The 23,101-nt window shown below is 70.5% G+C and carries 19 protein-coding genes; 9 read left to right on the top strand and 10 right to left on the bottom strand.

The annotated features are described in order from the left end of the window. Positions 1-28: 28 nt before the first annotated feature. Entirely contained in the window at positions 29-2,395 is a 2,367-nt protein-coding gene (locus tag K8640_RS20740) for a hypothetical protein (RefSeq protein ID WP_407940328.1), read from the top strand. Positions 2,396-2,510: 115 nt separating this feature from the next. Here the strand turns inward: K8640_RS20740 and K8640_RS20735 are convergent, their stop codons facing one another. The 4 genes from K8640_RS20735 to K8640_RS20720 all read right to left on the bottom strand — a co-directional run bounded on the left by K8640_RS20735 (position 2,511) and on the right by K8640_RS20720 (position 7,501). Next, complete coding sequence (locus K8640_RS20735) at positions 2,511-3,437, bottom strand: helix-turn-helix domain-containing GNAT family N-acetyltransferase (protein ID WP_223748596.1); 927 nt, start codon at positions 3,435-3,437, stop codon at positions 2,511-2,513. 27 nt (positions 3,438-3,464) lie between these two features. Further along, entirely contained in the window at positions 3,465-4,454 is a 990-nt protein-coding gene (locus K8640_RS20730; protein ID WP_223748595.1) for a bile acid:sodium symporter family protein, read from the bottom strand. A gap of 58 nt (positions 4,455-4,512) precedes the next feature. Beyond that, positions 4,513-5,601, bottom strand: coding sequence for an endonuclease/exonuclease/phosphatase family protein (locus K8640_RS20725; RefSeq protein ID WP_223748594.1), 1,089 nt, complete (start codon positions 5,599-5,601; stop codon positions 4,513-4,515). 127 nt (positions 5,602-5,728) lie between these two features. Next, entirely contained in the window at positions 5,729-7,501 is a 1,773-nt protein-coding gene (locus tag K8640_RS20720; protein WP_223748593.1) for a hypothetical protein, read from the bottom strand. A 178-nt stretch (positions 7,502-7,679) separates the two neighbouring features. Here K8640_RS20720 and K8640_RS20715 point away from each other — a divergent pair, with 178 nt between their 5' ends. Both K8640_RS20715 and K8640_RS20710 read left to right on the top strand, forming a co-directional pair. After that, positions 7,680-8,903 (top strand): low specificity L-threonine aldolase, encoded by a 1,224-nt coding sequence (locus K8640_RS20715; protein ID WP_223748592.1) that lies wholly within the window; start codon positions 7,680-7,682, stop codon positions 8,901-8,903. A 91-nt stretch (positions 8,904-8,994) separates the two neighbouring features. Continuing rightward, positions 8,995-9,189, top strand: coding sequence for a hypothetical protein (locus tag K8640_RS20710; RefSeq protein WP_046713785.1), 195 nt, complete (start codon positions 8,995-8,997; stop codon positions 9,187-9,189). A 2-nt stretch (positions 9,190-9,191) separates the two neighbouring features. On the opposite strand, the gene K8640_RS20705 is transcribed toward K8640_RS20710, so the two are convergent. From K8640_RS20705 to K8640_RS20680, 6 genes are all read right to left on the bottom strand, one after another. Then, positions 9,192-10,478: an MFS transporter gene (locus K8640_RS20705; protein WP_223748591.1), complete on the bottom strand. Its 1,287-nt coding sequence runs from the start codon at positions 10,476-10,478 to the stop codon at positions 9,192-9,194. Between the two features lie 111 nt (positions 10,479-10,589). After that, a complete protein-coding gene (locus K8640_RS20700; RefSeq protein ID WP_223748590.1) occupies positions 10,590-11,726 on the bottom strand; it encodes an ABC transporter permease in 1,137 nt (378 codons plus the stop codon). A 16-nt stretch (positions 11,727-11,742) separates the two neighbouring features. Next, positions 11,743-12,876 (bottom strand): ABC transporter permease, encoded by a 1,134-nt coding sequence (locus tag K8640_RS20695; RefSeq protein ID WP_223748589.1) that lies wholly within the window; start codon positions 12,874-12,876, stop codon positions 11,743-11,745. Between the two features lie 4 nt (positions 12,877-12,880). After that, on the bottom strand, positions 12,881-13,819 hold the full coding sequence (locus K8640_RS20690) for an ABC transporter ATP-binding protein (protein ID WP_141324951.1): 939 nt from the start codon (positions 13,817-13,819) through the stop codon (positions 12,881-12,883). Continuing rightward, positions 13,816-14,577: an ABC transporter ATP-binding protein gene (locus K8640_RS20685; RefSeq protein WP_223748588.1), complete on the bottom strand. Its 762-nt coding sequence runs from the start codon at positions 14,575-14,577 to the stop codon at positions 13,816-13,818. Before K8640_RS20685 ends, K8640_RS20690 begins: the two co-directional genes overlap by 4 nt. After that, positions 14,574-15,638, bottom strand: coding sequence for an HlyD family secretion protein (locus tag K8640_RS20680; protein ID WP_223748587.1), 1,065 nt, complete (start codon positions 15,636-15,638; stop codon positions 14,574-14,576). Before K8640_RS20680 ends, K8640_RS20685 begins: the two co-directional genes overlap by 4 nt. A gap of 303 nt (positions 15,639-15,941) precedes the next feature. Here K8640_RS20680 and K8640_RS20675 point away from each other — a divergent pair, with 303 nt between their 5' ends. From K8640_RS20675 to K8640_RS20650, 6 genes are all read left to right on the top strand, one after another. Then, a complete protein-coding gene (locus K8640_RS20675; protein WP_223748586.1) occupies positions 15,942-16,130 on the top strand; it encodes a hypothetical protein in 189 nt (62 codons plus the stop codon). Positions 16,131-16,196: 66 nt separating this feature from the next. Continuing rightward, on the top strand, positions 16,197-16,808 hold the full coding sequence (locus K8640_RS20670) for a TetR/AcrR family transcriptional regulator (RefSeq protein ID WP_223748585.1): 612 nt from the start codon (positions 16,197-16,199) through the stop codon (positions 16,806-16,808). Continuing rightward, entirely contained in the window at positions 16,805-18,019 is a 1,215-nt protein-coding gene (locus K8640_RS20665; protein WP_223748584.1) for an MBL fold metallo-hydrolase, read from the top strand. The genes K8640_RS20670 and K8640_RS20665 overlap by 4 nt, the downstream gene beginning before the upstream one ends. A gap of 12 nt (positions 18,020-18,031) precedes the next feature. After that, the gene (locus K8640_RS20660; RefSeq protein WP_223748583.1) at positions 18,032-19,375 is read left to right on the top strand and encodes a HAMP domain-containing sensor histidine kinase; all 1,344 of its coding nucleotides are present in this window, start codon (positions 18,032-18,034) and stop codon (positions 19,373-19,375) included. A gap of 67 nt (positions 19,376-19,442) precedes the next feature. Continuing rightward, complete coding sequence (locus K8640_RS20655) at positions 19,443-20,795, top strand: sigma-54-dependent transcriptional regulator (RefSeq protein WP_370640372.1); 1,353 nt, start codon at positions 19,443-19,445, stop codon at positions 20,793-20,795. A gap of 89 nt (positions 20,796-20,884) precedes the next feature. Continuing rightward, positions 20,885-22,825 carry a CocE/NonD family hydrolase gene (locus K8640_RS20650; RefSeq protein WP_223748581.1) on the top strand — a complete coding sequence of 647 codons (1,941 nt, stop codon included), beginning with the start codon at positions 20,885-20,887 and terminating at the stop codon, positions 22,823-22,825. Positions 22,826-23,101: the final 276 nt, after the last annotated feature.

Raw genomic sequence — 23,101 nt, 5'->3', positions numbered from 1 at the left:
GCGCAGCGTCGTGAAAGCCGCCGTATGCATGGCAGTGATGGCGACGTCCCAGGCGTGGGGCTTCAATCCCACGGACAACTCCCCCAAGGGCGCCCTGGCCTCCCAGGCGTTCTTCAAGCCCGAGCTGTCGTTGGCCAGCGGGCAGGTGCCCTTGTCCGAGGCCCTGCCGAAGCTGGGCCCTGACAGCAAGAAGGTCTGGGACGACTTCTTCGCCCGCAACGGGAACAACTTCGAGATCTACATCGACGTCGTGACGGGGACGGCCGCCAACATCCAGGGCGCCGTCCCGCTCATCCCCGGCAACGGGGTGGGCAACAAGCTGACCCTGGGGAGCCTGGGCCGGCAGCTGGGTCGCTCGGTCGACAAGGTGGACGGGGCCGTCGTGGCCGACCTCGTCTTCAAGTTCGTGGAGGCCAACCGCGCCGCGGTGGGCGTGGACCTGTTGCAGTTGGGCGAGGCCCGGGCGGATCAGATCACCCCGGACCTGTGGCAGGTCTCCATCCCGCAGCAGTACCAGGGCATCCCCGTGCGGTACGGGCGGCTGGCGGCCACCATCAGCCACGGCAACCTCATCCTCCTGGGCACCGAGTCCTGGGCGAACATCGGCGTGTCACCGATGCCGCTGGTGGACGCGGAGAAGGCCACGGTGCTCGCGCACGAGCGCTTCGGCCTGTACGAGAGCCCGGAGGGCATCTGGAAGGAGCCCACGCTGGAGGTGACGCCGGTGTCCGTGCCCAACGCGGGCTTCGGCCGGGGCATGACGCACCAGCTGGTGTGGACGTACGGCTTCACCACCACCGAGGGCCACGAGCGCTGGAAGGTCACCGTGGACGCGGCCACCGGTGACGTGCTCGCGCTCGAGGACGACAACCACTACTTCGACCAGTCCGTGACGGGCGGCGCCTACGTGTTCACCAACACGGGCATCCCCAACCCGTGCACGCCCGGCTCGTTCTGCGGCGCCCACCAGCCCAACTACCCCATGCCCTGGGCCAACGTGGGCACCGGCGTCTACACGGACGGCTACGGCGTCTACAACTACACCTCCGGCACGACGACCACCACGCTCAACGGCCGGTACATCCGCCTCTCCGACACCTGCGGCTCGCTCAGCGCGTCCGGCGCGGGCAACATCAACCTGGGCACCGGCACCGTGACCTGCCCGTCGCCGACGAGCGGCAACACGGCGGCGACCCGCAGCGCGTTCTACGAGCTCAACCGCATCAAGGAGCTGGCGCGCGGCTGGCTGCCCACCAACACCTGGCTGCAGGCGTCCATGACGGCCAACGTCAACATCCAGAGCACCTGCAACGCCTTCTGGAACGGCTCCACCGTGAACTTCTACCGCAGCGGCGGTGGCTGCCGGAACACGGGGGAGATTGCCGCCGTGTTCGACCACGAGTGGGGCCACGGCATGGATGACAACGACACGGCCGGCACGCTGAGCAACTCCAGCGAGGCCTACGCCGACATCGCGTCCATGTACCGCCTGCCGTTCAACCCGTCGGCCACGCCGACCTCCGGCCAGTCTCCGGCCTCGTGCGTGGGCTACGGCTTCTTCCAGACGCTCAACAACGGCTGCGGCATGACGGCCGATGGCACGGGCTACAACGTCAACGAGGCGCAGACGGGCGGGGCCTGGTGCGCGACCAACTGCTCGGGTGTCCGGGACGCCGACTACGCGGCCCACAACCCGCCCACGCCCACCACCCCGCAGAACTTCGTCTGCACGCGCTGCTCCAGCGGCACCGGCCCCTGCAGCCGTCAGGTGCACTGCGCCGCGTCCCCCGTGCGTCAGGCCGCGTGGGACTTCATCGCGCGGGACCTGCGCTCGGCGCCGTTCAACTACGACTGGAACACGGCGCAGAACATCGGCAACAAGGTGTTCTACCAGGGCAGCGGCAACATCGGCTCGTGGCACGCCTGCAACTGCACGGCGGGCACGTCCGACGGCTGCGCGGCCACCAACGGCTACAAGCAGTGGCTGGCGGCGGACGACGACAACGGCAACATCAACGATGGCACGCCGCACATGACGGCCATCTACAATGCGTTCAACCGCCACAACATCGCCTGTTCCACCCCGGCGCCGGTGAACAGCGGCTGTTCGGGCGGCCCCTCGGCGGCGCCCACCGTCACGGTGACGCCGGCCACGGGCCAGGTCTCCCTGAGCTGGAGCGCCGTCAGCGGCGCGACCCAGTACTGGGTGATGAAGTCGGACGGCATCAACGGCTGCCAGTACGGCAAGGCGCGCGTCGCCACCACCACGGCCACCAACTACGTGGACGGCGAGGTCCTCTCCGGCCACAACACCTGCTACTCCGTCGTCGCCGCGGGCAGCAGCGCCGCCTGCTACGGCGCGGCCAGCACCTGCACCTGCGTGAGCCCGCTGTAGTCCGGCGCTCCCCCTGACCTCCGGCACGGTGGGGCGCGCTCGCGCGGGGCGCTCCCACCGTCGCCCGGGGTCCTCCCGGCGGCCTCGCGCTCACGCGTGGGGCCGCCTTCTTCGTTCAGAGCTTCAGCTCCCACGTCTCGCTCATCAGGCCCTCGCCGAACATGGCGTGAGGCTCCTTGCCCACGAGCGTGAAGCCCGCGCGCTCGTACATGCGGCGCGCCGAGTGGAGCTGCTGCTCCGTCCACAGCCGCACCTTGCGGTAGCCGGCCTCGCGGGCGAACTGGAGACAGGCGTCCATCAGCTTCGTGCCGACGCCGTGGCCCCGGGCCGAGGGCTCCACGAGCAGCAGGCGCAGCTTCGCCACCGTCTTGGTGTCGCGCACCAGGAACACCGAGCCGACGGGGCGGCCGTTCAGCTCGGCGATCCAGCAGCGCTCCCGCGCCGGGTCCCGCTCCTGGATGAAGCGCGAGGTGATGCCGGCCACCAGCGCCTCGAAGCGCAGGTCCCAGCCGTACTCCTGGCTGTACAGGACGCCGTGGCGCTGGACGACCCAGCCCATGTCCCCGGGGCGGTGCTCGCGCAGGACGACGTGGGGCGGGGCGGCCTGGGTGGAGCGCTCGCCCAGGAGTTCCTCGATGGTCTGCATCGCGTCCAGGAGGCGCGGGCGCTCGTCGGCGCGCAGCGGGGAGAGCAGGGCGCGGATGGAGTCGTTGGAGCGGCTGTTGAGCCGGTTGTAGGTCTGCTCGCCCTTGTCGGTGAGCCGCACCAGGTGCTGGCGGGCGTCGAGCGCGGAGGGGACCTTCTCGATGAGGCCCTGGTTGCTGAAGTTGCGCAACAGCCGGCTCAGGTAGCCCGCGTCGAGCGCCAGCTCGCGGCTGAGCTCCGTCGCGGTGGGGGACTCGCGGTGGTACAGCTCGTAGATGACGCGCGCCTCGGTGAGCGAGAACTCGCTGTGGAGCAGGCCTTCGTCCAGCACGCCGATCTTCTGCGTGTAGAAGCGGTTGAAGTGCCGAACCGCCGCCACGGTGGGGTCACGTCGCATCGGTGCCATCCGCGTAGCATCGCCGATTCAGGGCCCCTGTGGGCGGGCCGCGTAGCGCTCCGCGAGCACCGAGCACACCAGGAGCTGGAGCTGGTGGTAGAACATCAGGGGCAGGACGATGAGCCCCAGGGCCGGGTGCGCGCCGAACAGGAGCCGCGCCATGGGCACGCCCGAGGCGAGCGTCTTCTTCGAGCCGCAGAACACCGCGGCGATCTCATCCTCCTTGTCGAACCCCAGTCGCCGCGCGGCCTGGGTGCTCAGCGTCAGGACGATGACCAGGATGAGCGCCGCCCCTCCGAGCACCAGCGCCAGGGTGGCGCCGCCGTGGAGGCCGAAGATGCCGGAGGCCACCGAGTCGCAGAACGACGCGTAGACCAGCACCAGGATGAACAGCCGGTCGATGCCGTTGGTGTACTTGCGATGGCGGGCGAACGTCGCGCCCAGGAGCGGCCGGGCCAGCTGTCCCAGGGCCAGGGGCAACAGCAGCAGCGCGGACAGCTTGAGGATGGCCTCGCCCATGGACAGGCGCGCCCCGGTGGTCTGCGCGAGCAGGCCGACGATGAGCGGGGTGAGGACGATGCCCAGGAGGCTGGACAGGCTCGCGTCGAAGATGGCGCCCGCCACGTTGCCCCGGGCCACGCCGGTCATCGCCACGGAAGAGGAGATGGTGGACGGCACGGCGCAGAGGAACAGGAAGCCGAGCGACACCTCGTCCGACACCCACCGGCCCACGGTGAGGTTGAGCACCATCCAGAGCGCGGGGAAGACGAGGAAGGTGAACGACTGCACCAGCACGTGCAGCCGCCACTGGAGGGCGCCGGCCTTGAGCTGGGAAGTGGGCATGCCCAGGCCGTGCAGGAAGAAGACCAGGAAGATGCCGACGTTGGTGACGACGTCGGCGTGCATCGCGCCGCCGGACCTGCCGAAGTCGGGGAAGAGGAGCGCGAGCCCCACGGCACCGAGCATCCCCAGGAGGAACCAGTCCCGCGACAGGCGCTTGATGAGGCGAAGAGACATGTGGGGGCTTGAATACTCCCGGACCCGGGAGACCTCCAGCCCTCCGTGTGTCACCCCCTCAGCGCTCGACGCGGAACTCCACCACCACGCCCGCGTGGTCGGACGGCCAGAGGCCCGCGGCGTTGCGGTCGTCCAGCTGGTTGCCGACGATGATGGCCGAGCGCACGTCGATGTCGTCGTCATCGTCGGCGAACAGCACCAGGTCGATGCGCTCGTCGAGCGCGGCCGTGGTGGTGTCGTTCACCGTCTCGCTGAAGCAGCAGGTGAAGCCGTCGCCGGTGCCCACGCGCGTCCAGGCATCGACCAGTCCGGTGTTCGCGCTGACGAGGGTGTCGTAGCCGGTGGTCACCGCGCCCGGGCCGGTGTTCATGTCGCCGACGACGATGAGCGGCCGCTTGTAGGTGTTGACGAGGGCGGCCAGCTCCGCGGCCTGGTTCTCGTTGCCGGGGCGGAGCGTCTCCAGGTGGGTGTTGACGAAGGTGAAGGGGACGCGGTTCAGCGTGGCGTCGAGCTTGGCGTAGCCACGCGTGAAGCGGATGGACGCGCCGCCCACGGGGACGTCCTGGGCGAAGGCGAAGTTCGCGGTCTCCACGTTGGCGATCTGCACGTCGCCCCGCGCGAGGATGACGTCGCGGTCCGTCAGGCGGACATCGGTGAGGTCGGTGGCGTTGCCGGCGAGCGCCGCGGGGACCTCCGCGTCCGCGTTCTGGATGGTGGCGGCGACGCGGTAGCTCAGGCCCCGGGCCTGGAGTTCGGCCTGGAGGATGGCCAGGAAGTCGTACGTCACGGTGGTCGCGTTGGGCAGCGGGTTGTTGCTGAAGTCGCTCGGGCTCTGGGTGCGGAAGAGGGAGACCTCCTGCAGGCCGATGAGCGCGGGGTCGGTGGCCTGGATTTCATCCGCGATCAGCTTGGCGCGCGCGGCGAAGTCGGTGGCCTGGACCGTGGTGTAGATGCGCGCGGCGAGGGCGGGGATGTCCTGGGGGGCCTGGGCGGTGGCGAGCAGCTCGATGTTGCCGCCCAGGTAGATGTTGCGGGTCATCACCTTGAACTGCGCCTCGTCGGGCTCCAGCGAGTCATCGTCGCTGTCGTCGTTGCAGGCGGAGAGGAACAACGGGGCGCAAGCGAGGAGCGGTGCGAGGCGGAGCATGCGGAGTGGCGTCATGAGGGCCTGGGGCAGGGGTGGAGTGGCGCGATTTGCGCGCCGGTGCCCTGGCTCGGGCAATCGACCTGCCGGGCCCGCGTCGGCTCATGCACAGCCCCTCGCGGGGGAGTGTTCACATCCCTGCGGGACCCCGGCTGTAAGGCAGAGCGAGATGTTGGCCAGGAGCGGGCAGGTCGATTCGACGCAGGCCGGTGTCGCTCCAGGTGACGAAGCAGAACGCGTCGGACTCGAGGGGTCGGCCGAAGTCGAAGCTCGCGCGGGTGAAGCCCGTGTCGGTGGACTCCTTCACGGTGACGAGGAGGTCGCCCAACGTCAGTCGTGAGCCTGGAGGCGGAGGCACGTCGCGGTTGACCTGCTCCCAGAACCCCAGGTTGCGGGGTGTGCCGCGCACGATGAGGTCGAACGCGTGGGCGGAGGTCCGCTCGAGCACGTGGTCATGGGGTGCGGCGCTGAGCAGGCGGTAGTGCTGGGGGGCGCGGCCCTGGAGGGCCATGGCGGCGGGGACGTAGAGCGAGATGCTCGGGTCCGCGGCGACGACCAGGACGAGGGTCCCCTTGCAAGGAGGCGCCTCGCGGGCGATGCGCCACTGCGCGTCGGCGAGGCGGCCCAGGGAGATGCCGAGTCCCACACGGAACGCGGGGCCCAGGAGACAGTGGCCGAGGACGAGGGCGCTGACGGCCGTCCAGAGCAGCAGTCGATGGCGACGGGGACGTTGGGCTTCACGAGCGGCGGTCCAGCCGCGGAGGATGAGCGTCGCGATGAGGGCGCTGCCGGCGAGGAGCGGCACCATGAGGACCCGGCCGCCGATGATGCCGGCGGCGCCGGGGAGGGTGGCGGCGATGCCTCCGGGGATGAGCCAGTGGAGGGAGTGTTGCTCCTGTTCGGAGAGGAGCGGGCGGATGGCGCGGAACATCAGCAGGACGAGTGCCGAGGTGAGGGCACCCCAGGCCGCGAAGCCCGCGTGGGAGGCGGGGGTGCCCGCGGCGGCGTCGGAGGGGGTGGCCACGACGAGCTCGCCCATGAGGATGAAGACGCGCTGGAGGAGGGTGGCGAGGAAGTCGCCGGGAGCGGCGATGGGGTTGAGGTAGCCGCCGCTGCCGCGCGCGCCGTAGCCCTGGGTTGCGTAGAAGAGGAGATAGGCGATGACGAGGACCGCGTAGGGCGCGAGCCAGCGGACCCGTGTGCGGAGTGGGTCGCGCCGGCCGAACAGCTCGTAGGCGCCGAGGAGGGCGACGGCGCTCAGCGCGGCTTCGCCCGAGAGCAACGCGAGCGCGAGGGCGAGGGGCGCGAGGACACGACCGGGAGCCCAGCTGTCTTCACGGGCGCGCAGGTGCGCGGCGAGGGCGAGGAGGCCCAGCAGCGCGGAGACCAGGGGATGGCGGGCGGCGAGCCACGCGACGGGGAACAGGTGCGCGGCGGCGATGGCGTGGAGGACGGTGGCGAGCGCGGCGACGGGGGCGGGGAGGAGTCGTCGATGGAGCCAGCCCACCACGGCGATGAGACCGAGGAACCAGGCGAGGCTGTGCAGATGGGCGGGGAGGGGAGCGTCGGCGAAGAGCCACTCATCGGCGGCGAGCAGGGCGCTCGGGATGGGCCGGAAGAAGCGGATCGACAGCGTGTCCGAGGTCCACCAGGGGAGCAGCCCGGCTTCGCGGAGTCTCTGTGGATCGGTGCGAGGTCCGCCCACGAACTCATAGAGCGTCAGGGGTCCCCAATCGCCCAGCGCGGCGACCTGCCCGGAGAGGGCGAGCCGGTGGACCAGGTCATCGAGCAGCAGTCCGACGCGAAGGGAGGGCAGGGAGACGAGGGTGCCCAGCGCGAGCGCCAGCAGGAGCGAACGGGGCCAGGTCCACCAGGAGTTCGCGCGAGGAGGGCTCTCCGCCATGGTGGATAGCACCTTCGCGCGAAAGCCTCCAGCGCATCAAGGCGGGGCACGGGTGACTCGGGCGCGGACGTCCGCATCCGGGATTGCGTGTGCCAGAGGCGGGAATCGCCCAAGTCACACGGGCCACGGGATTACGCTCGAGCGCGAGGACCATCATCCGTGCCCCGAGGAGTGCTCGATGTCCCACCACCGCTTCAGCCGAAGTGAGTTCCTCGCGTTGACCCGCCTGCTCGCGGGGAGCGCGCTGCTCGCCCCCGTCGTCTCACACGCCGCCCCCGCGAAGCCCCAGGCCTCGAAGCCCGCGACCGCTCCGCCCACCCGCGCAGAGGTCGATGCGATCCGCCGCGCCTGTCGCGGCTCCGTCACCGGCACCATCGCTCCCGACCCCGCCGCGGAGCTCATCGCCATCGGTGAATGGATGCGCCGCCAGGGCACCGGCAGCGACTTCTACGGACAGGGCGAGCTGGTCGAGTCCTTCGAGAAGAAGCTCGCGACGCTGCTCGGCTTCCCGGCCGCCTGTTACATGCCCACCGGCACCATGGCCCAGCTCATCGCGCTCCGCATCTACGCGGATGCGCGCGGCAACCGGAACGTCGGCCTCCACCCGTCCTCGCACCACGTGCTGCACGAGGACAGCAGCCACGTCGTCCTCCACAACCTGCGCGACGTCATCCTCTCGCCCTGGACGCGCCCGCTCCTCGCCCGCGACGTACAACACTCACCGGACCCGCTCGGCACCGTCAGCGTCGAGCTCCCCGTGCGCTGGCTGGGCGGTCAGCTCCAGACCTGGGAACAACTCCAGGAGCTGAAAAGCACCTGTCGCGAGAAGAACGTGAAGCTGCACATGGACGGCGCCCGCCTGTGGGAGTGCCAGCCTTTCTACGACCGCCCCCTCGCCGACATCTGCCGAGGCTTCGACTCCGTCTATGTCTCCCTCTACAAGCGCATCGGCGCGCTGAGCGGAGCCATGCTCGTGGGCAGCGAGGACTTCATCCGCGAAGCTCGCCTGTGGCGCCACCGACACGGCGGCAACCTCTACCACCACTATCCCTCCGTCGTCTCCGCGGCGATGCGTCTCGATGGCGCCATCGCCGGCCTCCCCGCGCTGTTCCGCCGTACCAAGGCCTTGAGCGAAGCCCTGGCCGCGGACCCACGGCTCACCGTGCAACCCCGTCCCATCCAGACGAACATGTTCCGCGTCTACGTCCGAGGCGACGCCCAGGCCTTCTCGCTCCGCTCCCTCGCCCAGGCGAAGCAGTCACGCATCTGGCTGGGAGGCTTCGCCCCCACACGCGTCCCCGGAATCATCGACACCGAGCTCGAAGTCACCGAGGGCCTCAACGACCTCACCGACGCGGAGATCGTCAGCGCCTATCGCCGGCTCCTTGACGAGGCCACCTGAAGCGACACGGCGCACGGCCCCTCGTGTGCCCGCCTGCTCCCAGCACCGCCCGCGTGCTTGCGGAGGTCGACGTCTGCGTTACCTCAAATGCATGACCGAAGCACACCCCGCATCGCGCGACTTCAAGATTCCCGAGGGTTGCCCTGTCTGCGCATCGGACCTGCCCGTGCGTGTCACGGCGTCAGGTCCCAGCGGCGTCTGCAAGCACTGCGGATGGATGGGCCGCCCCGTCATCACCGTCACGCACCGTGGCCTGCGCGTCAGCTATGAGGGCGCCGCGGCCTGACCTCACCCTGCCTGTGACACGGGAGCCTCGGCCTCCCGGGGCTCGGGCTGCGTGCCTCGCATCGCCGTCTCCAGCCGGTCCACGCGCCGCAGCTCGGGGAAGCCCCAGGCCCAGAGCACCACGATGGCCAGCGTCCCCACCGCGCCCGTCACCACGGCGGGAACCGCGCCCACGTGCTCCGCGAGCCAACCCGCGCGGAACTCCCCCAGCTCGTTGGAGGCGCCGATGCACATCATGTTCACCGCGCCCACCCGCCCACGCATCTCGTCCGGCGTGGCCATCAGCTCCAGCGTGTGACGCACCACCACGCTCACCATGTCCGCCGCCCCGGCCACCGCCAGCGCGAGCAGCGACAACGGCAGCGAGCGGCTCATCCCGAACACCAGCGTCGCCCCGCCGAAGATGGCCACCGCCACGAACATCTTCACGCCCGCCCGTCCCCCCAGCGGCCGCATCGCCAGCACCACCGCCACCAACGCCGCGCCCGCCGCCGGAGCACACCGCAAGAGCCCCAACCCCCACGGCCCCGTGTGCAGCACATCCCGCGCATAGATGGGCAGCAGCGCCACCGCGCCACCCAGCAGCACCGCGAACAGGTCCAGCGTGATGCTGCCCAACAGCATCCGCTGCCGACGCACGAACCCCAGCCCCGCCACCAATGTGGAGAACGACAGGGGCACCGAGGAGGCCCGCCCCGTCCGAACCTTCAGCGAGAGGATCCACACCACCGTCAGCGCGCACAGCGTGGCCGAGCCCAGGTACGCGCCCGTCGGTCCCGCCCACCCATAGAGCACACCGCCCACCGCCGGACCCGCGATGGTGGCCACCTGCCACGTGGTGGAGTTCACCGCCACCGCGCGCGTCAGCTCCTCCTTCGGAACCAGGTGCGGCGTGAGCGCCGAGCCCGCCGGCGCATAGAACGCGCGCGCCGTGCCGAACAGCACCAGCACGCCATACACGAAGCGGACATCCCGGATGTGCCCCAGCGAGAACGACAGCAGCGCCAGGCTGCACAGCAGCATCACGCCCTGACAGATGGCGAGGATCTTCCGTCGGTCGAACCGGTCCGCGACCTGTCCCCCAATCAGGCAGAAGCACAGGAAGGGCACGAACTGCGAGAGCCCCGTGTACCCGAGCGCCAGCGCGCTCCCGGTCACCTCGTACACCTGCCAGCCGATGGCCACCGACTCGACCTGCATCGCGAGCACCGCGCAGAGCCGGGCGATCTGGTAGAGGCGGAAATCGCGATGACGGAAGACGGAGAGGGCAGGGGCGGCGGTCTCGGACATGCTGGTGCCCGCCTGTAACGCACGCCCCGCGCGCTTTCCAGTCTCAGTGCGAGCGCACGGGAGCGGGCCTCCGCAGCGCTCGCTCCCCTGACGACTCCACCCCACACGTCCTCAGGCGGACGTCTTCCGGAACCGCCGCGCCGCCACGGCCATCATCAAGATGCCGAAGAAGGCGAGCAGGACCAGCTGCAGCCACAAGTCCGGCAGCCCCGCCTCTCGCAGCAGCACACCGCGCAGCACCTCCACGTAGTAGCGCACCGGGTTCAGGTACGTCACCCACGCGAGCCAGTCCGGCATCGCCCGGACGGGGCTCATCACCCCCGACAGCAGCACCGCCGGCAGCACGAAGAGGAAGCCTCCGACGAACGCCTGCTGCTGCGTGCGACTCACCGTGGCGATGAGCAGCCCCACGCCCAGCGTGGACAACAGATAGAAGAGCGTGGCCACCGTGACGAGCGTCAGGCTGCCACGCAGCGGCACGCCGAAGACCCACACGCCCACGCACAGCGCCAGCCCCACGTCCACCAGACCGATGAGCAGGAACGGCGTCACCTTGCCGGCCATCAGGATGCCGGGGCGCAGCGGCGTCACCTGGAGCTGCTCCAGCGTCCCCGTCTCACGCTCACGCGACAACCCCATGGCCATGATGACGGTGGTGACGATGAGCAGCAGCATCGCCGCGATGCCCGGCACCACGTACACGGACGTGGCCAGCTCCGGGTTGTAGAGCACGCGCGGCACCAGCTCCACGGGGGCGAGAGGAAGCAGGTCTCCCTGCCGCTGGGCCTGCGCCGAGGCGAGCTGGGTCGCGCGCAGCACCGCGAACTGTGCCACGGCGTTCCCCGCGACGGACGAGCGCGTCGGGTCCGAGCCATCCACCAGCGCCTGCACCTGCGCGCCCTGGCCCTTCAAGACATCCCTCTGGAAGTCCCGGGGGATGATGAGCGCGACCGAGGCCTCGCCTCGCTCCAAGGCCTCCTCGGCGGTGCGCTCGTCGGAGAGCTCCGCCTTCAAGTCCAGCGTGTCCCCGGCGAGCAGGGAGCGCGTGTAGTCGCGGCTCTCCGCCGTCCTGTCCCGGTCCACCACCACCGTGGGGACATGGCGCACGTCGAAGTTCACCGCGAAGCCCAGCAGGAAGAGTTGCATCAGGGGTGCCAGCGTCAGCAGCGCCATGACGCGCCTGTCCCTGGCCGTCTGGCGCACCTCCTTCACCACCACGGCCCGGTACTGCACCATCAGCGGATGCATGTCCGTGTCCCTCCCTTCAATCCAGGCGCCGCTGGAAGCGGCGGGTCGCCAGCACCAGCATGAAGAGCGCGAACAGGGCCAGGGCCACCAGCTGAGGCCACAGCACCGACATTCCATTGCCGCGCAGGAGCACCCCGCGCAGCGTCGCCACGAAGTACCGCGCCGGAATCAACGTGCTGATGAGCTTCAGCGGCACCGGCAGGTTCTCGATGGGGAAGATGAACCCCGACAGCAACATCGACGGCAGCACCGACGTCATCGTCGCCACCTGCGTCGCCACCACCTGGTTGCGCGTCACCACCGAGATGAGCAGCCCCTGGCCCAGCATCCCCACCAGGAACAGGACCGAGCCCAGCCCCAGGACCACGAGGCTGCCGCGCACCGGCACGTCGAACACCCAGGCCCCCACCGTCAGCACCAGCAGGACCTGGAGCAGGCCGATGCCCAGGTAGGGCAGCAGCTTGCCGACGACGATCTCCAACCGTCCCACCGGCGTCGCGAAGAGCTGCTCCATGGAGCCGCGCTCCCACTCGCGCGCCACCGTCAGCGCGGTGATGAGCACCGCGACGATGGCCAGCAGGTACGCGGCCAGCCCCGGCACCAGGAACATCGCCGAGCGCGCATCCGGGTTGAACAGCGTCCGCACGCGCGCCTCCAGCGGCGGCGCCGCGAGCAGCACCGTGCCCCCCATGGAGCGACCCGCCATCTGCACCAGCGCCTGCGCCTTCGCGAGCGCCTGGGTCGCCGTGTTCCCGTCCGAGCCGTCCACCAGCCACTGCACCTGCGCGCCGCCGCGCTTCACGTCCTCCGCGAACCCCTTGTTCAAGAGGAGCACGCCCGTCACGGCGCCACGGCGCAGCTCGCCCAGGGCGGCCTCGGGGGAGGTGCCCTCGTGCGTGACGACGAACTCGTTCGACGCGGTGACGTGGCGCACCAGCTCGCGTGACAGGTCCGTGCGGTCCTGGTCCACCACCGCCAGCTCCAGGTGGTCCACGTCGAAGCTGATGCCGAAGCCGAACAGCACCAGCATCAGCACCGGCATCGCCAGGGCCAGATACAGGGTGCGGATGTCCCGGCGGATGTGCAGCACCTCCTTCTCCGCCATCGCGAGGATGCGTCCCACCCGATGATTCGCGCGTGTCGCGGCCATGGCGTCAGTCATCCCCCCGCTGGGCGCGGGCCGTGAGCGCCAGGAACACGTCATCCAGCGTCGGCGCGGAGTCCTCGAGCTCCAACGGGTCCACGCCCCGAGCCCGCAGCCACCCGGCCAGCGTCTCCGAGGGAAGCCGCGCCGGGTCCACCCGCACCGTGGCCCCCGAGCCGAAGCGGCTCACGTCCAGCACCCCGTCCATGCCGCGCAGCGAGTCGAGCGCCGAGGACAGGTTCGGCCCGCGCACCTCCAGCACCCGGCCCGGCGCGTGTGTCGCCTTCAGGCCCGCCGGCGTGTCGAGCGCCACCAGTCTCCCGTCCACCATGATGCCGATCCGGGCGCAGTTCTCCGCCTCGTCCATGTAGTGCGTGGTGACGAAGACGGTGGTGCCGCGGGACGCGAGGTCGCGAATCAGCTCCCAGAAGGAGCGCCGCTGCACCGGGTCCACGCCCGCGGTGGGCTCGTCGAGGAAGACGATGCGAGGCCGGTGCAGCACCGCGCTCGCCAGCGCCACGCGCTGCTGCATGCCGCCGGGCAGGGCGCCCGTCACCTCGTCCTGGACCGCCTCCAACTGCATGCGCTCCACCATCTCCCCGATGCGCGTGCGCAGCTCCTTCCCATGCGCACCGTACGCGGACGCGAAGAACTCCAGGTTCGCGCGCACGCTCAGGTCCAGGTAGAGCGAGAACTTCTGGGACATGTAGCCGATGCCCGCCTTCACGCGCTCGGGCTCGTGCTCCACGTCGAAGCCGGCGACGCGCGCGTCTCCGCCCGTGGGGCGCAAGAGGCCACACAGCATCCGGATGGTGGTGGACTTGCCCGCGCCGTTCGCGCCCAGGTAGCCGAAGATCTCCCCGACCCCCACGTCGAAGCTCACGTCGTCCACGGCGGTGAAGGCGCCGAACCTGCGCGTCAGGTGACGCACCTCGATGGCCGGCGTCATGCGGCCCTCCCGCCGGTGTGCTTCTCGACCAGCGCCAGGAACACGGCCTCGAAGTTGGACGCCGCGGCGCCGTGTTCGCGCGCCAGGGCCCGGGGGTCTCCCTCCGCGATGAGGGTGCCCGAGTAGAGCAGGCCCACCCGATGACACCGGGCCGCCTCGTCCATGTACGGCGTGGACACCAGCAGCGTCATGCCTTCGTGGACCAGCGAGTAGAGCAGCTCCCACAGCTCGCGGCGGCTCACCGGGTCCACGCCGTTGGTGGGCTCGTCCAGCAGCAGCACGCGCGGCCGGTGGAGCAGGGCGCACGCCAGCGCCAGCTTCTTGTACATGCCTCCAGACAACGCATCCGCGCGCCGCTCCGTGAAGCGGCCCAGGCGGGTGATGTCGAGCAGTCGCTCGCGCCGCTCCGCGAAGTCCTCGCGGGACAGGCCGAACAGCCGCGCGAAGAAGCGCAGGTTCTCGTCGACGCTCAGGTCGCCATAGAGCGTGTTGCGCTGGGGCACCAGGCCCAGGGACTCGCGCACCGCCGAGCGGGTGTCCGCCGGGTCCTCACCGAGCATCCTCACGCGCCCCGCGTCCGGCAGCAGCAGCCCCGCCATCAAGCGGATGGCCGTCGTCTTCCCCGCGCCATCCGGACCCACCAGTCCGTAGACCTCGCCGGGCTGCACGGCCAGCGACACGCCTCGCAGCGCCAGGGCCTTCCCGAAGCTCCGGCGCACGTCCTCCAGCGACACGTCCACGTCGGGGCAGGGACTCATGGCCGCTGCTCCGCCACCGCCGCGTCGTTCACCGGGCCCAGGGTGATCTCCACCGGCATGCCGGGCAGCAGCACGTCCGCGGGCGCCTCGATGTGCACCTCCACGGGATAGACGAGCCTGTCCCTGTCGCCGCGCGTCTGCACGTTGCGAGGCGTGAAGGCGGCCTCGCGCGCCACCGTCACCACGCGGGCATTGAAGGTCCGGTCGGGATACGCATCCGCGCGCACCGTGGCGGACTGGCCCGGCCGCGCCGCCGCGAGCTCCGCGTTCGGCAGATAGAAGGTCGCCTTGGGACGATGCGTGTCGACCAGCCGCGCCACGACGGCGCCGGGCAGGGCGAGTTCACCCACCTCGAGCGCCAGCGTCTCCACCGTCCCGCTCAGCGGCGCGCGCAGCTCGCACTCCGACACGGCGACCTGGGCCCGCCTCACCGTGGCCTCCGCGGCCTGGATGGCGCGAAGCGCGGACTCCGCCTGCTGCAGGCTCGCGCGCTCCTGTTCGGTGGCCGCGCGCGCCTGACGGGACGCGGCCGTGCTCGCATGGCGCGCCGCCGCGAGCTGCTGCTCCAACGACTGCGCCTGCGCGCGGGCCTGGTCCAGCGCGGCCTCCGTGGTCGCATCACCCATCTTCTGGAGCCGGTCCGCCTGCCGCTGGGCCAGGCCCTGCTGGTCCGCCAGCGAGGCGATCTGCGCCTGGCTTCCCTGCGCCTGCGCCGCCACCGCCTCGCTGCTGCGGCTCGCGGCCACCGCCGCCGCTCGCGCCGCGTCCGCCTGCGCCTGGGCCATGGACAACCTCGCGCGGGCCTCCTCCAGCCCGGCCTCGGGCTCGGTGCAATCGAGCGTGACGAGCACCGCGTCCTTCTCCACGCGGGCGCCTTCCTCCACCTGCCGCGACAGCACGCGGGCGTTGATGCGGGCGCGGAGGTCCACCGCCGTGCCCTCCACCACCCCCGAGCCCCCCGCGGGTCCCTCCGCGGCCCGTCGGTCCTTCAGGATGCGCACCCCCAGGAGCGTGGCGAGCGCCACCACCAGGACCACGAACAACACGACGGCACGTCGCATGGAGTCTCCCCTCGATGCCGCGGCCTCGCGCCGCGTGACGACCGCCCTCGATGGCAAACCGCATGCCAGGGTTTCCACACCAGGGCCGCCCGCCAGGTGTCGGAGTCCCGCGCGGCCACCCCGCCGGATATCCGGCACCCCCGCCGGAAGCCCGACACCCCACGACAGTCCAACATCCCTTCTTCATGCTTCTTCACGCCCGTGGACGCAGCGCCATGGCACCTTGCGCTCGCCGTGGCACCGCCATTGCTCTACGGCCGCGCGCCACGCTCCACGCGCAAGTCCCGAAGGCGAAGAGGCCCCATGCTGCTCGACATGTACCTGTTCTTCAGCCTGCCACTCCCACACCCACGCAAGCGCCTGCCGGCCCAGAAGCCCAAGGCCCCCGCGCCTCCCAAGAAGAAGGCGGCGAGCAAGCCCAAGGCCTCGGCCCGTCGCACCTCCAAGCCCGCGCTGCGCGCCATCGACGGCGGCCGCTCCAGCCTCCGCTGAGCCCCGCCCACGCGGCCCGGCAGGTCGAGTTGACAACCTGGGTCCATCTTGTCAAATCTGACAAGAATGGGCACGGACACGAAGACTCCCGCCAGGCCCGCGGCGGAGGACGCACGGAGGCACCGCTTGCTGGACGCGGCGCTCGGCGTCTTCCTGCGCTACGGCTTCCGCAAGACGTCCATGGACGAGGTGGCCCGGGCCGCCGACATCTCGCGCCAGGGGCTGTACCTCCACTTCGCGACGAAGGAGGAGCTGTTCCAGGCCACCTTGCGGCACGCGATGGAGGGCGCGCTCCAGCGGGCCCGCGAGGGCCTCTCGGACGACTCCCTGTCCATCGAGGCCCGGCTGGTGCGCGGGTTCGACGCGTGGATGGGACACTTCGTGGGCAGCGTGGGCGCGGGGGCGTCGGACCTGACCGAGGTGGTGAACGGCACCGCCGCGCGCGAGGTCGTCGTCCAGCACGAGGCCCTGTTCGTGGAAGCGGTGACGAAGGTGGTGCGGGCCTCGGGGCTCGCGGCCGCCTACAAGCCGGCGGGACTGTCCGCCCGGCAGCTCGTGGACACGCTGAACGCCACGGCGCGAGGACTCAAACACAGCGGTGACACACGCGAGGCCTTCGTCGATGGGTTGACCCTCGCCGTGCGCGCGCTGTGCATGCCCTTGGGAGCAGCCCGATGAAGACACGAGGAACGGCCCGACGCGTGCTGCGTCGAGGGATGATGGGACTGGGCGCGGCGCTGGTGTTGGGCACGCTCTTCCTGGTCGTGGATGGCTACACGGCCTTCGGCAAGCGGGCGACGGGGGAGCGCAGGGCGCGCATGGAGCGCTCGCCCCAGTGGAAGGACGGGCGCTTCGTGAACCCACAGCCCCTGGTGAACCACTACGGGGAGATGTTCGGGGGACTGCTCGACGCCAGCCCCCATGCGAGCCCCCAGGCCCCGCTCGCCGTGGAGCCCATCGACCCGAAGCGCTTCCAGACGCCGCCCGCGTCGGGCCTGCGAGTGACGTGGATGGGGCACTCGTCGCAGCTGGTGGAGCTCGACGGCCTGCGCATCCTGACGGACCCGGTGTGGAGCGAGCGCGTGTCCCCCTTCACCTGGGCGGGCCCCAAGCGCTGGTTCCAGCCGCCCATCGCGATGAAGGACCTGCCGCCCATCGACGCCGTCGTCGTCTCCCACGACCACTACGACCACCTGGACCAGCCGACGATGGTGGCGCTGAAGGAGCAGACGAAGGCGGTCTTCATCGTCCCGCTCGGCGTGGGTGCGCACCTGGAGTACTGGGGCGTGCCGGTGGACCGCATCGTGGAGCTCGACTGGTGGGAGCGCACGAAGGTGGGGGCGGTGGACATCGTCGCCACGCCCGCGCGCCATGCGTCCGGCCGGTACCTGTTCGACAACGACGCCAAGCTCTGGGCCAGCTACGCCTTCGTGGGCCCCACGCGCCGCGCATGGTTCTCCGGCGACACGGGGTTGTTCCCGGCGATGAAGGACATCGGCGAGAAGCTGGGGCCCTTCGACGTGACGATGATTGAGACGGGGCAGTACCACCGGGCGTGGCCGGACTGGCACATCGGTCCGGAGCAGGCGGTGCTGGCACACCAGATGCTACGGGGGCAGGTGATGCTGCCCATCCACTGGGCCCTCTTCGGGCTCGCCTACCACGGTTGGACGGAGCCCGCCGAGCGGGTGCGCGCGGCGGCCACCAGCGCCTCCGTGACGTTGCTGCTGCCCCGGCCGGGGCAGAGCGTGGAGCCGGACGCGGAGCCCGTCCGCGAGCAGTGGTGGCCCACGCTGACGTGGGAGACGGCGGCGCAGCATCCGGTGCTCTCGACGGGCATGGACGGCCCTGTCACCGTCACCTCTCCAGGCGGGCCCGCCGCTCGCTGACCGAAGGCGCACATGGAACCGCGAAGTCGACGCAGCTTCCAGGCCATCCAGCTCAAGCACATCGCCCATATCTTCGGGCGCATGGTGCGCCTGAGGGCGTACGGCGGCGCGGTGCTGATGCTCGCCGTGTCCACCGCGGCGCTCGCGGATGGCGCGCCCTGGCGACGCTACTGGTTGGTGGGGCAGGTGGTGGTGGCGCTGTCGTTCTTCTTCTACGAGCTGCGCCGCTACGAGCGCGAGGGGCTCACCACGCGGAGCATCTCCGGCAACCTCGCGCTGGGCATCTTCCTGGAGCAGAGCCTGACCTGGGGCACGGGAGGGCTGGCCAGTCCGCTGCTGCCGCTGGTGTTGCCGCTCGCCTTCGTGGGCGCCGCCGTGCTGCCCCAGCGGCAGCGGTGGGCGTTGATGGCGGCGGAGCTGGTCCTGGTGTCGCTCCTGTCGGCGGCCCACCTGTTCGAGTGGACCCCGCCGTTGCACCTGTCGTTCCTGGGCGAGCCTCCCAAGGCGATGTTGTTCGCCATCGCCGTGGGGATGTTGTTCCTGGTCGTCGCGGCCAACATCGTGGGCGCCGCCATCCGCGGCACCTTCGAGGACATGCTCACCGAGTCCTTCCTCCAGCGTGACGAGCTCTTCGCCACGCACCGCACCCACGCGCGGACGCTGGAGGCGCTGTCGGGAGAGATTGCCCACGAGCTGAAGAACCCGCTGGCCACGGTGAAGGGGCTCACGCAGCTCATGCTCCGAGAGGACGGGCGCGCGCAGCCTCGCGAGCGACTGGAGGTGCTCGCGGGCGAGGTGACGCGGATGCAGGGCATCCTGGAGGAGTTCCTCAACTTCTCGCGCCCGCTCGTCCCGCTCTCGGTCAACCAGGTGGACCTGGCGTCGCTGTGTGACGAGGCGCTCGTCCTCCACGAGGGCCTGGCCACCGAGCACCAGGTGCGGCTGTCGCGCGGTGGGGACGGGCCGGTGCTCGCGGTGTGTGACGCTCGCAAGGTGAAGCAGGTGGTGATGAACCTGCTCCACAACGCCATCGAGGCCAGCCCTCCGGGAGGCCAGGTGTCCATGGATGTCGAGTCGGGGAGCGCGGGCGACGTGCGCGTCACCGTCCGCGACTCGGGGACGGGGCTGTCGCCGGAGCTGGTCGACCGCGTCTTCGAGGCGGGGGTCACCACGAAGGCGCGGGGCTCGGGACTGGGGTTGACGGTGGCGCGCGCGCTGGCGCGGCAACACGGGGGCGACGTGACGCTGCGCAACGAGGACACGGGGGGCTGTATCGCGGAGCTGATGTTGCCTCGGGAGCTGCCCGCGGGCACGCTCGATGGCGTGCGGGAGCGGGAGGTGGCGCGTGCGGGCTGAGGCGAACGAGACGACTCGCGTGCTCGTGGTCGATGACGACGCGGGCGTGCGCTTCACGCTCAAGGAGATGCTCCGGAGTCTGCGGGGCGTGGAGGTGGAGCAGGCCGAGGACGGCGCGGCCGCGCTGGAGAAGCTCGCGGCGCGTTCCTTCGAGCTGGTCATCACGGACCTGCGGATGCCCCGGATGGACGGTCTGGAGCTGGTGCGCCGCGTGAGCGCGACGCCGAGGGCTCCGCGCCTCATCGTCATCACCGCGCATGGCTCGGAGCGCTTCGCGGTGGAGGCGGTGAAGGCCGGCGCCTACGACTACTTCCGCAAGCCCTTCGACGTGGACGAGCTGCTCGCCGTCGTCACGCGCGCGCTCGAGTCCGTGCGACTGCGGGACGAGAACGAGCGACTGACGGGAGAGCTCAACCTTTCGCGTTCGCTGGTCTTCTCCTCGGAGTCCATGGGGCGGCTGGCGCAGCTGGTCCAGCGCGCGGGCTCGCGAGACGTGACGGTGCTCATCACGGGCGAGAGCGGCACGGGCAAGGAGCGCGTGGCGGAGGCGCTGGTGCGGGCCTCGCCGCGCGCGAACCGCCCCTATCTGCGCTTCAACTGCGCGGCGCTCACCGAGGAGCTCGCGGAGGCGGAGCTGTTCGGACACTCGAAGGGCGCCTTCACCGGGGCCGTCAAGTCGCGCCAGGGGCTGTTCCGCGAGGCCGATGGTGGCACGCTGCTGTTGGACGAGGTCGGCGAGCTGGCACCGCCGCTCCAGGCCAAGCTGCTGCGAGTGCTCCAGGAGGGCGAGGTCCGCCCGGTGGGAGAGGACCGACCCGTGAAGGTGGACGTGCGAATCCTGGCGGCGACGCACCGCGACCTCCGCAAGCGCGCGGCGGAGGGACAGTTCCGCGAGGACCTCTACTACCGGCTCAACGTGGTGCAGCTCCGCGTGCCACCGCTGAGGGAGCGGCCGGAGGACATCCCCGTGCTCTCGCGCATGTTCCTGGACCGCTTCAGCGGCCGCTTCCACACGGGCCGCCTGGCGCTTCCGGAGGGGTTCTTCGAGAAGCTCTCCGCGCTGCCATGGCCCGGCAACGTGCGCGAGCTGGAGAACACGCTGGAGAGCCTGGTGGCGCTGTCCAGTGACGGCGAGCTGGACCTGGCCCTCCTGCCGCCCCCCGTCACCACCGGTGCGCCAGCGACGATGGCGCAGTCCGAGGTGCCACCTCGCGGCGAGGAGGCTGGGGCAGGTCTGGGGCTCAAGGAGCGGGTGGAGGCCTACGAGCGCGGGCTCATCCTGGACGCGCTGCGCATCGAGGGCGGCAACCGCAGTGGCGCGGCGCGGCGTCTGGGCATTGGCCGGGCCACGCTCCACGACAAGCTGCGCAAATACGGACTGGACAGCGCCCCCGAGGAAGGCGGAGAGGGGAAGGGCTGAACCCGGGCGGCTCGGGAACAAACGTCGTTCCGGGGAGTTCGGGGCCGGCTTGCGTCCCCCACGATGTCGCGTCTCTTCCAGGAGCGTGCATGTCCCCCGTATCCCGTCGCCTCGTGGCAGTGTTGCTGTGCGTCCTCGGCAGTCCCGCGGTGGCCCAGCGCTCGAAACCGCCCGAGGGCCCGCCTCCGGAGCGTGCCGAGCGCATCCGCAAGGGCTACACCAAGTTCGAGTACCGCATCCCCATGCGGGACGGCGTGAAGCTCTTCACGTCCGTCTACGCGCCGGTGGATGCGTCGCCGGCGAAGAAGTACCCCATCCTGTTGGTCCGCACGCCCTACAGCGTCGCGCCCTATGGGCTGGACCGGTACCGCGGCGCCCTGGGGCCGGGTGAGGAGTTCGAGAAGGACGGCTACATCTTCGTCTTCCAGGACGTGCGCGGCCGGAACATGTCGGAGGGCGAGTTCGTCAACGTGCGGCCGCACAACCCGAACAAGCGCGGGCCCAAGGACATCGACGAGAGCACGGACACGTACGACACCATCGACTGGATGGTGAAGCGCCTGCCGAACAACAACGGCAAGGTGGGGCAGTGGGGCATCTCGTATCCGGGCTTCTACACGTCGGCGGGCGCCATCGACTCGCACCCGGCGCTCAAGGCCGTGTCGCCGCAGGCGCCCATCGCGGACTGGTTCTGGGACGACATGCACCGGCATGGCGCCTTCAACCTGACGCTGGCGTTCAACTTCTTCTCCAGCTTCGGCAAGCCGAGGCCCGCGCCGACGGACAACGAGGACTGGAACCGCTTCCCGTTCGGCACGCCGGATGGGTATCAGTTCTTCCTGGACCTGGGGCCGCTGAGCAACGCGGAGACGAAGCACATGAAGGGGGACGTCGCGTTCTGGAAGGACGTGGTCGCGCACCCCAACTACGACGCCTTCTGGCAGGCGCGGAACCTCTTGCCGCACCTGAAGAACATCAAGGCGGCGGTGCTGACGGTGGGCGGGTGGTACGACACGGAGGACCTGTACGGACCGCTGCGGACGTACGCGGCCATCGAGAAGCAGAACCCGGGGACGCAGAACACGCTGCTCATCGGACCGTGGCCGCACGGTGGCTGGGCGCGGGGCGAGGTCGACAAGCTGGCGGACACGGAGTTCGGCTTCAACACGGCGGAGGCGTTCCAGACGCTGGCGCAGGGGTTCTTCAAGTACCACCTCAAGGGCGGCGCGAAGCCCGAGGTGCCGGAGGCGATGGTGTTCGAGACGGGCGCCAACCGCTGGCGTCAGTTCGACGCGTGGCCGCCGAAGGGGCTGCGTGAGACGCGGCTGTTCTTCCAGCCCAAGGGTGGGTTGTCGATGAAGGCGCCCGCGGGGACGAACCCGGCGGAGTCCTTCGCCGAGTACATCAGCGACCCGGCGAAGCCCGTGCCGTACACACAGGAGATCCTGACGCGCTGGAGCAGCAGCTTCATGGCGGAGGACCAGCGCTTCGCGTCGACGAGACCGGACGTGCTGGTGTTCCAGACGGAGCCGCTGGAGCAGGACCTCACGGTGGCGGGGCCGCTGGAGGCGGAGCTGTGGGTCTCCACGACGGGCTCGGACGCGGACTGGGTGGTGAAGCTGGTGGACGTGAACCCGGGCACGATGCGCGGCTGGTCGCGCGCCGACGCGGAGAAGGGGCTGGAGAACCGGGGCGCGCAGCAGACGCTGATTCGCGGCGAGCCGTTCCGCGGCCGCTTCCGCGACAGCTACAGCGAGCCCAAGCCCTTCAAGCCGAACGAGGTGACGAAGGTGCGCTTCACGATGAACGACGTGTTCCACACGTTCCAGCGCGGGCACCGGGTGATGATCCAGGTCCAGTCCAGCTGGTTCCCGTTCATCGACCGGAACCCGCAGACCTACGTGCCCAACATCTTCGAGGCGAAGGAGTCGGACTTCACGCGCGCCTTCCATCGCGTGTACCACTCCTCCACGCATCCGAGCTCGCTCAAGGTGGGCGTGCTGCCATCGCTGGACGCGCAGGGCGGGTGATGCCCTGCCTGACCGCTCGCTCCGTGGCGGAGGACGCATCCTCGCTGGATGCATGAGGTGGGGGCGCGGCACGGTCGTCCGCGCGGTGGCGGACGACGCGCCGTCAACAGCCGACCAGCGCGACGGCGGTGGAAGGATGACACGGCATTCGGTTCGCCTCCGGCACCCGCCGAGGAGGCACGGCGAGCGGCGCCGGACACCCAGGACCGCTCGATGCACCCTGGCTCGTAGCCTCAGCCGCACTCGAGGTGGGCATGGCGCCACCCCGGGGTGCAC

It is taken from the genome of Myxococcus sp. XM-1-1-1, assembly GCF_020037095.1.
Classification (GTDB): domain Bacteria; phylum Myxococcota; class Myxococcia; order Myxococcales; family Myxococcaceae; genus Myxococcus; species Myxococcus fulvus.
This window is presented reverse-complemented; position numbering and strand designations above follow the sequence as displayed.